General features: G+C 67.7%; 12 protein-coding genes and 1 pseudogene. 7 read left to right on the forward strand and 6 right to left on the reverse strand.

Going from position 1 to position 13,619, the window contains the following annotated elements; all coding sequences use genetic code 11:
* Positions 1 to 64: 64 nt before the first annotated feature.
* Together ACRAWB_RS09385 and ACRAWB_RS09390 are read left to right on the forward strand one after the other, a co-directional pair.
* A complete protein-coding gene (locus tag ACRAWB_RS09385) occupies positions 65 to 607 on the forward strand; it encodes a hypothetical protein (protein ID WP_431353093.1) in 543 nt (180 codons plus the stop codon).
* A gap of 38 nt (positions 608 to 645) precedes the next feature.
* Positions 646 to 1,436: pseudogene (locus ACRAWB_RS09390) on the forward strand (Bax inhibitor-1/YccA family protein).
* A 75-nt stretch (positions 1,437 to 1,511) separates the two neighbouring features.
* Here ACRAWB_RS09390 and ACRAWB_RS09395 read toward each other — a convergent pair.
* Both ACRAWB_RS09395 and ACRAWB_RS09400 read right to left on the reverse strand, forming a co-directional pair.
* Complete coding sequence (locus ACRAWB_RS09395) at positions 1,512 to 3,665, reverse strand: glycosyl hydrolase (protein ID WP_431353094.1); 2,154 nt, start codon at positions 3,663 to 3,665, stop codon at positions 1,512 to 1,514.
* Positions 3,666 to 3,775: 110 nt separating this feature from the next.
* Positions 3,776 to 4,231 (reverse strand): VanZ family protein, encoded by a 456-nt coding sequence (locus tag ACRAWB_RS09400; RefSeq protein ID WP_431353095.1) that lies wholly within the window; start codon positions 4,229 to 4,231, stop codon positions 3,776 to 3,778.
* A gap of 184 nt (positions 4,232 to 4,415) precedes the next feature.
* Here ACRAWB_RS09400 and ACRAWB_RS09405 point away from each other — a divergent pair, with 184 nt between their 5' ends.
* From ACRAWB_RS09405 to ACRAWB_RS09420, 4 genes are read left to right on the forward strand one after another with little or no spacing between them, the layout of a single operon-like run.
* A complete protein-coding gene (locus ACRAWB_RS09405) occupies positions 4,416 to 5,867 on the forward strand; it encodes a sugar transferase (RefSeq protein WP_431353096.1) in 1,452 nt (483 codons plus the stop codon).
* A gap of 28 nt (positions 5,868 to 5,895) precedes the next feature.
* Entirely contained in the window at positions 5,896 to 7,050 is a 1,155-nt protein-coding gene (locus ACRAWB_RS09410; protein ID WP_431353097.1) for a glycosyltransferase, read from the forward strand.
* A gap of 36 nt (positions 7,051 to 7,086) precedes the next feature.
* The gene (locus tag ACRAWB_RS09415; RefSeq protein WP_431353098.1) at positions 7,087 to 8,070 is read left to right on the forward strand and encodes a GDP-mannose 4,6-dehydratase; all 984 of its coding nucleotides are present in this window, start codon (positions 7,087 to 7,089) and stop codon (positions 8,068 to 8,070) included.
* Positions 8,071 to 8,077: 7 nt separating this feature from the next.
* Positions 8,078 to 9,034 carry a GDP-mannose 4,6-dehydratase gene (locus tag ACRAWB_RS09420; protein WP_431353099.1) on the forward strand — a complete coding sequence of 319 codons (957 nt, stop codon included), beginning with the start codon at positions 8,078 to 8,080 and terminating at the stop codon, positions 9,032 to 9,034.
* A 4-nt stretch (positions 9,035 to 9,038) separates the two neighbouring features.
* Here ACRAWB_RS09420 and ACRAWB_RS09425 read toward each other — a convergent pair whose 3' ends face one another.
* The 4 genes from ACRAWB_RS09425 to ACRAWB_RS09440 are packed head-to-tail and all read right to left on the reverse strand — an operon-like array spanning position 9,039 to position 13,379.
* On the reverse strand, positions 9,039 to 10,211 hold the full coding sequence (locus tag ACRAWB_RS09425) for an acyltransferase family protein (RefSeq protein ID WP_431353100.1): 1,173 nt from the start codon (positions 10,209 to 10,211) through the stop codon (positions 9,039 to 9,041).
* On the reverse strand, positions 10,201 to 11,157 hold the full coding sequence (locus ACRAWB_RS09430; protein ID WP_431353101.1) for an NAD-dependent epimerase/dehydratase family protein: 957 nt from the start codon (positions 11,155 to 11,157) through the stop codon (positions 10,201 to 10,203). Before ACRAWB_RS09430 ends, ACRAWB_RS09425 begins: the two co-directional genes overlap by 11 nt.
* Before the next feature lie 7 nt (positions 11,158 to 11,164).
* Complete coding sequence (locus tag ACRAWB_RS09435) at positions 11,165 to 12,295, reverse strand: glycosyltransferase (protein WP_431353102.1); 1,131 nt, start codon at positions 12,293 to 12,295, stop codon at positions 11,165 to 11,167.
* Between the two features lie 28 nt (positions 12,296 to 12,323).
* Positions 12,324 to 13,379, reverse strand: coding sequence for a polysaccharide biosynthesis C-terminal domain-containing protein (locus ACRAWB_RS09440; RefSeq protein WP_431353103.1), 1,056 nt, complete (start codon positions 13,377 to 13,379; stop codon positions 12,324 to 12,326).
* Between the two features lie 39 nt (positions 13,380 to 13,418).
* On the opposite strand from ACRAWB_RS09440, the gene ACRAWB_RS09445 reads away from it, so the two are divergent.
* Complete coding sequence (locus ACRAWB_RS09445; protein ID WP_431353104.1) at positions 13,419 to 13,592, forward strand: hypothetical protein; 174 nt, start codon at positions 13,419 to 13,421, stop codon at positions 13,590 to 13,592.
* Positions 13,593 to 13,619: the final 27 nt, after the last annotated feature.

Consider the following 13,619-nt stretch of genomic DNA (forward strand, 5'->3'; position numbering starts at 1 on the left):
CGGCGACGCGCCAAGCACCGGGGAAGCCGCGGCGCCACCGGTCCGGCAGTGCCAGAATCGAGCCGTGCCCGCCGAACCCGACGCCCGCTGGACGGAGCCCGCCTCGCGCCTGCCACTCCGCTGGGGCTCCTACCGGGTCCGGCTGGCGACCGGACTCGCGATGCTCGTCGTCGGGACGGCGTGCGTCCTCGGCACGACGACCTACAGCCTGACCCTGCTGCTGATCGGCTCGCTGATGCAGCCGTCCGCGTGGGCGGTCATGCCGTCGACGATCGGCCGGCGCGTCGCCGTGGCGCTGCCCGTGCTCGGTTTCACCTGGCTGATGCTGGGCGGCCCCGGCTTCGCCTGGTGCTACGCCGTGACCCTTGCGGCCTGGCTGCTCGTGCGTCTGCGCCCGCTGCCCGCCTTCGCGGTCCTGGCGCTCCCGATCGGTTGGAGTCTGGTGATCCCGCTCCTGGTGAAGGACTATCAGGAGGGGTGGATCACCATCCTGACCAGCACCGTGGTCATCGTCGTCGCCGCCTGGGCGGCCAGATGGATCGCCATCCGATTCGATTCATGGCAATCTGTCAGAACTCTCAGAAAAGAACCCCGTAGATTTAGCTGAAGACGACCCGAACGGGTCCCACTACGAACGAGGAGCTCATGGCACTCAGCAACCCGGCGTTCTCCACGAACCCGGCTTTCTCCAGCAACGGCCAGGCCGCGACCGTGTCGGCGGAGAACCTGGAGCAGATGTACCAGGCACCGTCCGCGACCGCCGCGGACACCGACCGCATGACGGTCGAGGACTCGATCGTCAAGACGGCGATCTGCTTCGTCCTGCTGCTCGCCGGAGCCGGCGTGGGCTGGTTCGTCCCGGTCCTCGCCATCCCGGCGGCGATCGTCGGCTTCGTGCTGGCGCTCGTCAACATCTTCAAGCGCAAGCCGGTCCCGGCCCTCATCCTCGGCTACTCGGCCGCGCAGGGCATCTTCCTCGGCGCGATCTCGATGTTCTTCGAGTCGCAGTGGTCGGGCATCGTCGTGCAGGCGGTCATCGCGACCTTCGCGGTCGTCGGCGTGACGCTGGCGCTGTTCGCGTTCGGCAAGGTCCGCGCGTCGGCCCGGGCCACCAAGGTCTTCCTGGTCGCGATCTTCGGCTACCTGCTCTACTCGCTCGTGAACCTCGTCCTGATGTGGACCGGTGTCACGAAGGGCACCTTCGGCCTCGACAGCGTCGAGCTCGGCAACACCGGCATCAAGCTCGGCCTGATCATCGGCATCCTCGTGGTCCTGCTCGGCGCCTACTCGCTGGTGCTCGACTTCGACTTCATCAAGCAGGGCGTCGCCAACCGCGCCCCCGCATCTACGGCTGGACCGGCGCCTTCGGCATCATGGTCACCGTCATCTGGCTCTACCTCGAGATCCTGCGGATGCTCGCCATCTCGCGCGACTGACGCACGACCAAGACGAACACAGAGGGCCGGGAGCGCAACGCTCCCGGCCCTCTTCGCGTCAGCACCCCTGCTGCGTCAGCCCTTGGGCGCAGGCTTCGGGGCGGGCAGGTCGCCGTTCAGGTAGACCGGCAGACCGTCGAGCGAAATGCTCACCACCCCCTTGCTGGGCTTCAGCACGGTGCGCACGCCGTAGGCGTTCGTCACGGTCACCGGCACCTTGGCGCTCACCTGCACCGTCGTGGGCTTCGTGGCCCACAGGATGCGCGTCGTGCCGGCCCCCCGGCCGAACTGGTACGAGTAGGTCGTGTCACCGAGCGCGTCCCGCCCGATGTACCGCTTCGCCGCCAGTTCGCGCGCCAGCACCGCCTGCGCCATCGCCGCCTGCTTCGGTGCGAACGCCGGGTTCTGCGCCGTGGGGGCGCTAAAGAGACCGAAGTTCCCCTGGATGTCCTTCGCCGTCGTATGGTCCACGAGGTCGTACCAGTAGAACTTCGTGACGCCGTGGGCCAGGCCCAGCACCTCCGCGCGCACCAGGAAGTGGGCCTGGTCCGGTCGCGGGGTGACGAAGTTCGTCCACCCCAGCTCGGTGAGCCAGATCGGGCGGGGCGACGCACCGGCGCTGTATTCGGCGATCCGGGACTGCGCCTGCTTCAAGGACCCGTCCAGGTACTCCGGCGCGCCCAGCGAGTCATAGGGATGGAAGCTCACCGCGTCCACCGTCTTCAGGCCGCCGAGGCGGTAGAACTCGGTCAGCCATGCGTCGTCCTTGTGGGCGATGGCGGGTCCGACGATCGTCGTGGACGGGTCCACCGACCGCACTGCCGCGGCCGCCTTTTCGAGGAGCGGCATGTAGCAGGCCGCGGTCAGCCCGCAGCGGCTGTTGTTCATCGGCGGATTGTTGAACTCGTTGTAGATCTCGATCGCCGGCTGGTGGTAGTGCGCCTGCACGGCCGCGGCGAAGGCGGCGAAGGCCGCGATCCCCGCGTCGGTCGACGGTGTCCTGCCTCCCTCGTACAACTTGTTCCGGTAGTCGACGATGGGCAGGACGGAGACACCGTCCGCGGCGAGGCGCGCGTACGTGGCGTCGGATTCCGGAGAGAACGTGTAGACGCCCTTCGTCTTCTCGATGGTGGACCAGAGGGCGTCCATTCGCACCTCGCCGTACCCGAGCGCTGACACGAGCGGTTCGTACCCCTGGTACGGCTCAATGGTGGGATGCACGGTGACGCCGAGCCGCTGATCCAGCAAGGGCTTTCCGCCCGGCGTGGGGTCCAGGACCATGAGCGTCGTCGAGAGGGTCGGCGTCGCCGCCCCCTTCTCCCGGATCGCGACCGAGTAGAAGCCCTGTTTCAGCGACGTGAGCGGAATGACCCCGAGGTGGGACGCGAGCGCCGCGGTGCCCGACGCGACCGGCTTCGAGTCGGTGTCGGCGACCGACCATTCGACGCTTTCCGTCGGAAGCGACACTCCGAGAGCGGCCTGTCCGGTCGTGAAGATCAGGGACTGGTTCGTCAGACCGGAGCGGCCGGCCTCGAACTGCTCGAATCCCCCGTTGGCGACGACCGCAGGCGAGCCTTTCGCGGTCACGGTCACCTCGTCGATTCCCACGGACTCGACCGGCCGGTTCGGAACGATGGCCAGGTTCAGCGCGGTCTGCGCGGCGCCTGTGCGCACACTCCACGTCCGCTGCACCCAGCGTCCGTTCGAGCCATCAAGCGGATGGTCGGTCGTGCGGGTGTCGTCGGTCTGAACCGTGAGGCCGCTCGCGCCCTCCCCGGACGCGCGCAGCCAGATCCCGAGCTGGTAGCTGGTGGAAGGCGCCACCGGGATGGTCTGCCGGAGCGCCGCGTGCGGTGACGATGACGCCGTGGTGCTCGACACGACGAGGGCGATCTTGCCCTTCTCGGCGTCGCCTGTCTCCGCGGCGAATCGCGTGCCCGTGTCGCCGCGGGCATCGACACCCCAGCCGGTGAAGGAGGAGGCCACGCTCGCTGCGGGGACGAAGGGACGCGATGCCGGCTTGGCCGTCGCGCCGGCGGCGGTGGCCGACGCGGTCGGCGCCACGGCGGCCCGCGACGTGGACAGATTGACGAACATCACCGTGCCGACGATGGCCAGCACGAGCACCAGGACGGCCGAACCGACGACGATGATGCGACCTCGGTGCCGTCGGCGCGGAGCGCTCGGCTGTGTCGGGCGGGCGGAATCGGCGGGCGGAAGGTCCGTCATCGGTCTCCAGAGTCGGCGCAGAAGAGGGCTGGTGACGAGTGCCCCGGCTGTCGGGTGTCGTCGTGTCGGTGCTCCGAGTCTGCCAGGCCTGGCGGGCCGGCGCTCGGCGCCTACCTCGCCGCTGCCACCACCGCAGCCGCGATGACGCGCCTGTCCCGGGCTTCGACGACGCTCCGAAGGGCGAAGGCGGCGATGCTTCCGATGAGGGAGCCGGTGGAGTTCGCGATGACGTCGCCAACGGACGAGAAGCGGTCAGGAAGGAACGCGCCCTGCGCGAATTCGAGGGCGCCGGAGAAGACCGGGCCGATCAGGATGCAGAGCCACCAGGCGCGCCACGGAACGAGGAGCGCGAGGAAGAAGCCGATCGGAACGAAAAAAGCGATGTTCGCGGTGAATTCGAGCTGCGGATACTGGAACCACGCCGGAAGGCCGTGCGCGTGCAGCTTGCCGAGCACCTTGTCGATGCTCCCTTGCAGTCCGGAATCGACGGGAGTCGGAGTCAGAGTGACCAGCAGGACGAAGGCTGCGTAGATCGCAAGGCCGACCGTGCCGATCGCTGCGCGCATGCTTCTCCCTGTGGTTTCTGCTAGCGTGGCCCCCGTTTTGGAGTAAACCGGAAGGCCGGTTTGGTTCGGGCCCGTGTATCCGGATGCGAGAATTCTAAGGTTCACAGGCCGACCTGTGACTTTACAGAGCTGCACCGAGAAGGGGTGCTGGCGCACCTGACCCGAAGGTCGCGCCGGACACACGTTGAGAGCACGCCCAGCACCAGCATCCTGGCAGAAGTCGTACGCGGCCCGGCTGTTCGTCACCGATGCCCTCATCACGCTCTTCGCCGTGACCGTCGCGGCCATCATCTGGTCGCAGCCGGGAGTCGACGCCGACGACCTGCTGCCGAGCGAATGGTTCACCAGGGACGGGCTGTTCCTTCTGCTGTCGCTGGGCATCTGGGTCGGCTGGATGATCGTGCTCGATGTGTTCGCCACCCGCGACCACCGCAATCTCGGCAGCGGCACTCTCGAGTACAAGCGGCTCGCCGATGCGACCCTGTTGTACTTCGGTGCGCTGGCGATCATCGCGTTCCTGTTCCGGCTGGATCTCGGCCGCGGTTACTTCCTCACTGCGCTTCCGCTCGGGCTCCTGCTGCTGCTGGCCGGCCGTTGGGCCTGGCGGCAGTGGCTGCGTCGCCAGCAGAAGCAGGGCCGCTATGTCTCCCGCGCGCTCCTCCTGGGCGAGCGGCGCCGAGCGGCGATGATCGCCGCGGCGATCCAGCGCGACAGCGCGAGCGGCATGTACGTCGTCGGCGCGGTCACCCGCGGCGGCGATCCCGACCGTCCCCTCATCGAGGGCGTCCCGGTGCTCGGGACCTTCGGTGAGGTGAAGCGGATCCTCACCGAGGTGCAGGGCGAAATCCTCGTGGTCACCGGAGCAGACGACCTCGACCCGCGCGACATGCAGCGCCTGGGCTGGGAGCTCGAAGGCATGGGCGTCGAACTGGTCGTGGCTCCCGCCCTCACCGACATCGCCGGTCCCCGCATCCACTCGCGCCCCGTCGCCGGTCTCCCCCTCGTGCACATCGACTTCCCGGTCTTCGAGGGCAGCAGGCAGGTGGCCAAGCGCGCTTTCGACATCGTCGGCTCGGCACTCCTCATCCTGCTGTTCTCGCCCGTCATGATCGGCGTCGCGATCGCCGTCAAGGCGACCAGCCCGGGCCCCGTCTTCTACACGCAGGAGCGCATCGGCCTGCGCGGGAAGACGTTCAGGATGATCAAGTTCCGCTCGATGACCCAAGGGGCGGACGACCAGCTGGCGAGCCTGCTGGACGCGCAGGGAACGTCGGACACGCCGCTCTTCAAGGTGCTCAACGACCCCCGGATCACGCCGGTCGGCCGTTTCATCCGGAAATACTCGCTGGATGAGTTCCCACAGCTCTTCAACGTCCTCTTCGGCAGCATGAGCCTGGTGGGCCCCCGGCCGCAGCGCGCCGCCGAGGTCGCCCTCTACGACGACGCCGCCCACCGGCGCCTCTTCATGAAGCCGGGGATGAGCGGCCTCTGGCAGGTCAGCGGCCGCTCCCGCCTCTCCTGGGAGGACGCCATCCGCCTCGACCTCTACTATGTGGAGAACTGGTCGATAACGGGGGACTTCATCATTCTCTGGCGGACCGTCCGGGCTGTGACGCAAGCCGACGGCGCCCACTGAGGTAGTTTCGCACCATGGAAAGGCACGCATGGCTGGGTTGATCGCGCACGAGTGGATCGAACGTCGCGGGGGGTCGGAGAACGTACTCGAAGCGATCGCCGAGCTGTACCCGGACGCCGAGCTGGTGACCCCCTGGAACAACGCTCCGCACCGCTTCGCCGAGCGACACGTTCGAGAGCTGTGGCTCGCGAACAGTCCGTTGCGTGGCCGCAAAGCAGCCTCCGTGCCGGCGCTCGCGGCGGCATGGCGGTCGGCCGTTCCGCGCGAGCGGCCACTCGACTGGGTGCTGGCGAGTTCGCACCTCTTCGCACACCACATCAAGCCGCATGGGGTCAACAAGCACGTTCCCAAGCTCGTCTACGTCTACACGCCCGCGCGCTACATCTGGACTCCGGACATGGACCAGCGCGGTTCGCACATCGTCGCCCGCATCGCCTCCGCCGTGCTGCGTCCGATCGACCGCCATCGGGCGAAAGAAGCGCATGCCGTCGCCAGCATCAGCGAGTTCGTCCGCCAGCGTGTCCGTCGCGCGTGGCAGGTCGATTCGACCGTGATCTACCCGCCTGTGGAGGTCACCCGGCTCAGAGCGGTCGCCGACTGGAGCACCGCCCTCGATCCGAGAGAACGCGAGCTGTTGGAGTCCCTGCCGGAGGAATTCGTCCTCGGCGCCTCGCGGTTCATCCCGTACAAGCGGCTGGACCTGGTCATCGCGGCCGCCGAGGAGGCCTGGCTCCCTGCCGTGATCGCTGGAGGTGGTCCGGAGCGCGCGAGGCTTTCGGCCCTGGCGGCCGACGCTCGCGTCCCTGTCCGCATGATCGACGAGCCCTCGAGCGCACTCCTTCACGCTCTCTACCAGCGCGCATCGGTCTTCGTCTTCCCGCCGGTGGAGGACTTCGGAATCATGCCCATCGAAGCGATGGCGCTCGGCACGCCGGCGGTCGGCTCCGCGATCGGAGGATCCGCGGAGACGATCACCGAAGGAGTCTCCGGTGCGCACTTCACCGAGCCGACGGCCCGCAGTGTCGCCCAGGCCATCGCTCTTGCCCGTAAGGTCAGCAGCGCCTCGAGCATCGCGGCCAGCATGAAGTTCTCGCGCGAGCGATTCGACACGGAGTTCCGGGACTGGCTGGACCGTTCGGTGTCCGGCACGAAGAGCTCCATGGCGAAATCCTCCGCTTCCTGAAGCGAAAACCACTCAGACATCCACCGTTAGGTACACATGACACGCGCACTCATCACCGGCATCACCGGTCAGGACGGCCTCTATCTCGCCGAGCTCCTGGTCAGCAAGGGCTACGAGGTCTTCGGCTTGATCCGAGGCCAGAACAACCCGAAGTACGATCTGGTCCGCCAGACCGTCCCCGGAGTGACCCTGCTGACCGGCGATCTGACCGATGTCTCCAGCCTGGTGCGGGTGCTGGCTGCGGCCCAGCCGGATGAGGTCTACAACCTCGGGGCGATCTCCTTCGTCGCGTACTCGTGGGAGAACGCGTCCCTCACCTCCGACGTCACGGGCAAGGGCGTCCTCAACGTGCTGGAGGCGACGCGCCTCTACGCGGCCACGACGACCTCGGAGGTCCGGTTCTATCAGGCCTCCTCCTCCGAGATGTTCGGCAAGGTGCAGCAGGTGCCGCAGACGGAAGCGACTCTGCTCTGGCCCCGCTCGCCATACGGCGTCGCCAAGGTCTTCGGTCACTACATGACCATCAACTACCGCGAGTCTTACGGAATGCACGCCTCCAGCGGGATCCTCTTCAATCACGAGTCCCCTCGACGCGGGCCGGAGTTCGTGACGCGCAAGGTCTCGCAGGCGGTAGCCCGGATCAAGCTGGGGCTGAAGGATGAGATCGTCCTCGGCAACCTCGACGCCAAGCGAGACTGGGGGTTCGCCGGCGACTACGTCGAGGCGATGTGGCTCATGCTCCAGCAGCCGGAAGCGGACGACTATGTGATCGCGACCGGCAAGACCCACTCCATCCGCGACCTCCTCGCTGCTGCGTTCGCCGCTGCGGAGATCGACGACTGGGAGCGCTACGTGCGCCAGGACGAGCGGTTCATGCGGCCGGCCGAGGTGGACCTGCTGGTCGGAGACGCCTCCAAGGCGCGCGAACGCCTTGGCTGGAAGCCGCGGGTCGATTTCGAGAGCCTTGTGGGCATGATGGTGGAGAACGATCTGGCCGAGCAGTCGGCTCTCGTCCGCTGATCACGCCATGCGCGCGCTGATCACCGGGTCGAACGGACAGGACGGGTCCTACCTGGCCGAGCTGCTGCATTCCCGCGGGTGGGAGGTCCACGCTCTGGACCGGACCGCGGGCTCCGACGTCGCGACCATTGCGCGCCATCATGTCGGGTCCGTGGACGATGTCGAGACCGTCGACCGAGTCGTTGCCGCGGCGGACCCCGACTGCATCTTCAACCTGGCGGGGATGAGCTCGGTGGCGGACTCGTGGGCCGACCCCGTCGCGGCGGCCCGCATCAACGGCGTCGCTGTCGTCGCGCTCTTGCACGCGGCGCTGCGTCAGCAGGAGAGCACGGCACGGCGCGTCCGTTTCGTACAGGCGTCGAGTGCCGAGATCTTCGGCGCGGCCGAACGTGTCCCGCAGGCTGAGACGACCGCCATCCGCCCCACCTCGCCTTACGGGGCGTCGAAGGCGTTCGCGCACTCGTCCGTCGGAGTGTCCCGCTCGCGCGGTCTCCACGCGAGCTCTGCCATCCTCTTCAACCACGAGTCACCCCGCCGCCCGCTCAAGTTCGTCACCCGGAAGATCACGAACGGTGTGGCTCGTATCGCCTCGGGAGAAGACTTCACGCTTTCCCTCGGCAACCTCGAGGCCGAGCGCGACTGGGGATGGGCACCGGACTATGTCGACGCTCTTCTGCGTATGGCGGAGGCGGACCGCCCTGACGACTACGTCATCGCGACCGGGGTGTCGAGGAGCGTCCGCGACTTCGTACGCACCGCGTTCGCGACCGTCGGCATCGCCGATTGGGAACGCCATGTCACGACGGATCCCAGCCAGCTGAGGCCCGTCGATGCTCCTGTCCTGCGCGGCGATGCCGGCCACGCTCGACGCGTCCTCGGATGGTCGCCGACGGTCACGTTCGAGCAGATGGTCGAACGCATGGTGCACCACGATCTCGAGCTGATCGCACGCGGTGATGCCTGACAGGCTACGGGCTCGGTTCCCGCGCCACCTCGGCTGACGGCGACAGGAGCAGCCGAGCGCGCTTGCCGACCCAGCGCGAGAACCGATGGCTGGGACGCTCGACGACGAGGAAGAACAGCCAGCCCACGAGGATGCTGACGACGATCGCGATCAGGCTGCCCAGCACCTCGCGGCCGGGGAACAGATACGCGAACGCGATGACGATGGGCTCGTGCGTCAGGTAGAGACTGAACGAAATGCTGCCGAGCCACCGGAAGGGCTTCGAGGACAGCACCCTGCGGGCCCACGGAGAGAGCAGCGACAGAACCAGAAGGCCGGCCGCGCCGAGCACGATCGGGCCACGCAGCCAGGTGTAATAGGCGGTGGAGAACGGAGCCGTCCACCAATACGAGAGCGCCAGCCCGGCGCTCACCAGGAACGTGATCAGCCACACGAGCCACGACCAGCGAAGACGTTCGACCGACTCCCCGATCGCCCGCACGGAGTCCCACCGCGAGGCCAGGAGAACCCCGACCGCGAAGATCGGGAGGAAGGTGAGCGGTGCTATGGCGAGGACGGCCCCGATCTCGATGCACGCGAAGGCGACGACCAGTTGCACCCACGCCGGCACCGCCCGAGCGACGAAGACGTAGACCGGCAGGAGGAGACTGAAGATCACCTCCCACGTCAAGGACCACAACGGAGTGATCGCCCCGGATGTCCCGCCCACGAGCGCCATGTCGGTGAGAGCCCGCCCCACCGAGTAGTTCACGGCCCGTGCCGCCACCCACGGACTGGCTGCATCGCCGGTCCTGTGCACCAGCAGAAACGTCACCGCGGCGAAGACGACCGCCCCGATCACCGGCAGGTACAACCTCACCATTCGGCTCGGGTAATAGGCCTCCCAGGAGAAGCCGCGGGACGAGACCAACCGGGTGAGTACGAACCCGGACAGCACGAAGAACAGGTAGACCGCCTCGGTTCCCGCCCACGCCAGGTGCAGAGGAGAGTACGCGAGCCAGGACGCCGCGACGCTCGGCGGCCTGCCGGGATAGTACGTCGCGGCCAAGCCCGGAACAGCCAGAGCGGCGTGATGCAGGAGGACGACGACGGCCGCCGTTCCGCGCAAGCCGTCCAGGGAGGGGATTCGGCCGATAGCAGACGCCGGGCTCAACTCGGCAGGCTGGTCAGAGCGCACGAGCAGTCGGGTCCAGTAGGGTCCGGGAGGCGGCGAACGCCTCGTCGAGGACAGCCTGCACTCCCACTTCGAGCGGGGTCATGGGGACCTGTCCGAACTCCGAGGTGAAGCGCCCGGTATCGAGCACCACGTGGTCCACGAAGGTCGGCGGCACGGGCCGCTCTTCGATCTCGAATCGCGCGCCCGCGACGGTGGAAAGGCAGTGGAGAACTTCGTTCACCGTCAGGCCCGTGCCGCTCCCCAGGTGATAAAGGCCCCACTTGGGCGACCCGTTGAGGACCTTGAGCATCATGGCGACGAGGTCGTCGACATAGATGTAGTCGCGCACCATCCGACCGTCGCCGTAGCGGACCACCGGTTCAGAGCCGGCGATCTGCCGCGCGGCGATGGGGATCAGACCCTGCCTTCTCAGCGGGTGCTGGCGCGTACCGTACGGGTTGGAGATCCGGAAGGCCACCGACTGCAGTCCATGCGTCACGTGGAAGTAGCGCAGGTAGTTCTCGATGGCCAGCTTCCCGATCGCGTAGGGGGAAACCGGCGTGGGCAGGTCGGTCTCGAGGATGGGCCGATCCGAGGGGGCGCTGTACATGGCTCCTCCCGTCGACGCGAAGAAGAATCGAGACACGCCCGCCTCGACGCAGAGCTCCAGAAGATCGACGGTCTGCCCGACATTGGACCGGAGGTCCAGGGAGGGATCGCCCTCAGAGGTGATCGGCGTCGTCGCGGAAAGCAGATGGAAGACCACCTCCTGGCCCCGTACCGCGTACGCCAGATCCGCGCGGTTCGCGAAGTCTCCGACGAGCACCCGGACGTCGTCCGACTGGAACGTCGCTGCACCGGCACTGAAACGGTCGAACGCCGTGACCTCATGACCCGACGCCACGAGCGCGTCGACGAGATGCGACCCGATGAAGCCGTTAGCCCCGATGATGACACAACGCGCCACGTCGCCTCTATCTCCCCTGCACGAACCGGACCAGAGCCATATCGTATAGGTCCTCGAGCTTCTGGCCCTGGCTCGTCACGCTGTACTCCCGCTCGACCAATCGGCGCGCGCCCTCCGCCAGGTCGGACGCCACCGCCGGGTTGTCGAGCAATCGCGCGATCCCCGCCGTGAGACCAGGGCGATCCCCCTCGGGAACCAGCACGCCCGTGACCCCGTCGACGACGATCTCGGGAATTCCCCCATGCGCGTAGGCGACCACGGGGAGCAGCGACGCACCAGCCTGCACGATGACGGTCGGAAGCCCCTCGGTGTCACCGTCAGCGGGTGTCTTGGAGGGCACACAGAGGAGGCGGTGGGACGCCATGGCAGACAGCACTTCCGTCTGCGTCGCAGCGCCGCGAAAAGTCATGTCGATGCCGGCCGCGGCGGCCGCTGCCTCCAGCTGCGGTCGCAGCGGTCCGTCGCCGATCACCGTGACCGGCACACCGCGGAGAGCATCCGGCAGAGCAGCGACTGCGTCGATCAGATCCTCGAGCCCCTTCTTGGGCACCAACCGCCCGACGAAGAGGATGCCGGAGCGCTCCCCTTCCAGCTCCTGACGATCCGGGATGGGAATACCCGTGCGGAGGACGACGACCTCGCCCGGGTCTGCGCCGTACTCGATGGCCTTCGCTGCGATGGACTCGGAGACCGCGAGGACGAGGGAGGCCGTCGAGAACGTCCGGCGGAGTTTACGGCGGAAGCGCGCCCCCCGAGGGCCGCCTCTCGCAGGCAACGACGTCACGTCGCTGCCGTAGGTCGACACGACCAGCGGCAGCCGGAGCCGGCGGGCAGCACGGGCGACGAAGAATCCCTCGTGCGCGAAATGGGCGTGGATGAGGGACGCTCCGGACTCGCGGATCACCCGCTCCAGTCGACGGCTGCGACCGGTGAGGACGAACAAGCGCCGCCGCAGGGCCTCCACGCGTCCGGCGCCGTAGAGCATGACCTCGTCACCGGTGAGGAGAGAGGACTTTCTCCGCTCGATACCGACGGCCGTGGCGTCCCAGCGCCTCAGCGACGCGAGCTGCCCGGCGACGAAGGTCTCGGTCGATGGCAGCCAGACACTCTTCCACATGACGACGCGCGCCTGGCTCACCTCGAACTCCTCACAATCGTCGATCCTCTCATCGTGCCCGCCGTCGGATGAGCCGGCGCGCGAGCGCGAAGAGGGCTCTGATGTCGGCGAGGTTGATGAGGTAGAAGCGCCTCATCGGTATGCCGTACAGCCTGCGGCACGCGATGATGTTGATATTCGCCGCGAGCACGTTGCCGACCAACGTCGCCCACGCGGCTCCCATCGCTCCCGTCACGGGGACGAGGAACAGAAGCATGACCACGTTCGCCACCGCGGCGACGATGAGAGCGGCGCTCCGGATCCCCGGCCGCCCTCGCGCGCTGAGACCGGCGCCGGCGATCGAGCCGGGAACGCCGAGGGCCGACGCCAGCGTGAGGACGACGACCACGGGCACGCCCGGGGCGAAGTCCTGTCCGAACAGGAACGGGAACCAGAGCCACGCCGTCGAGCAGATGATCACAGCGACGGCGAGGGAGACCGCGAAGGAGCGGCGGGCTGCTGCCGTCAACCGCTCGACGGCCGCTTCCTTGGCCTCGGTGGAGAAGGCGACATCACGCACGGCGTTGTTGGCGAGCAGTGCGGCGTCCGCGACCGCGGAAGCGGCAGCATAGATGCCCAGCTGCACCGGTCCCGCGAGCGGCACCATGATCGCCTGATCCAGCTTGTTGAGCAGGATGCCGGAGACGGATCCGAGCCACACGCGGCCGCCGAACCCGAGGAGGCTGCTGAACCGCGCCCGCTTCTCGGGCGTCCGTTCCTTCGCGCGGAGCCCGAAGTAGGCGACCACACCGAGAATCGGCGCGACGATCGTGGCGAGAGTGGCCGACTCCACCGACAGCACGCCGAAGATCGCGAAGCCGAAGATGGCGCACGCACGCGACAGCGCCGTCGCATACTTCTCGAAATTGACCCGGTTCCACTCCTGCAGACCGCTGGCACCTCCGCGCAGCGCGCCGACGAGCAGGGTGGGTATGACGGCGAGAGCCGCCAGAACCATGAGCTGCTGGATGTGCGGGTCGCCGCCGGATAGCCACGGCGCGAGCAGGATGAGCACCCCGGTCGAGACGACACCGGATGCGAGCAGAAGCGCCGACGCCCTCGCCACACCGGACGCGTGGGAAGCCTCCCCCGTGAGACCACGTAGGTGACCGCCTCGGGAAGCCCCAGCATCGCGATGGTGGTCACCAACAGGAACGGCGCCGTGATCGCGGCGAGCTCTCCTCGGCCTTCGGTGCCGAGGACTCGCGCAAGGATCGGCGCGGTAGCGAACGATGCCAACGGGATCGCGATGTTCGCGATCGCCGACATCGCCATGTGACGCCCGACGTCATCAGGTGTGTGAGTC

It is taken from the genome of Leifsonia poae (genome assembly GCF_050632865.1).
Lineage (GTDB): Bacteria > Actinomycetota > Actinomycetes > Actinomycetales > Microbacteriaceae > Leifsonia > Leifsonia poae_B.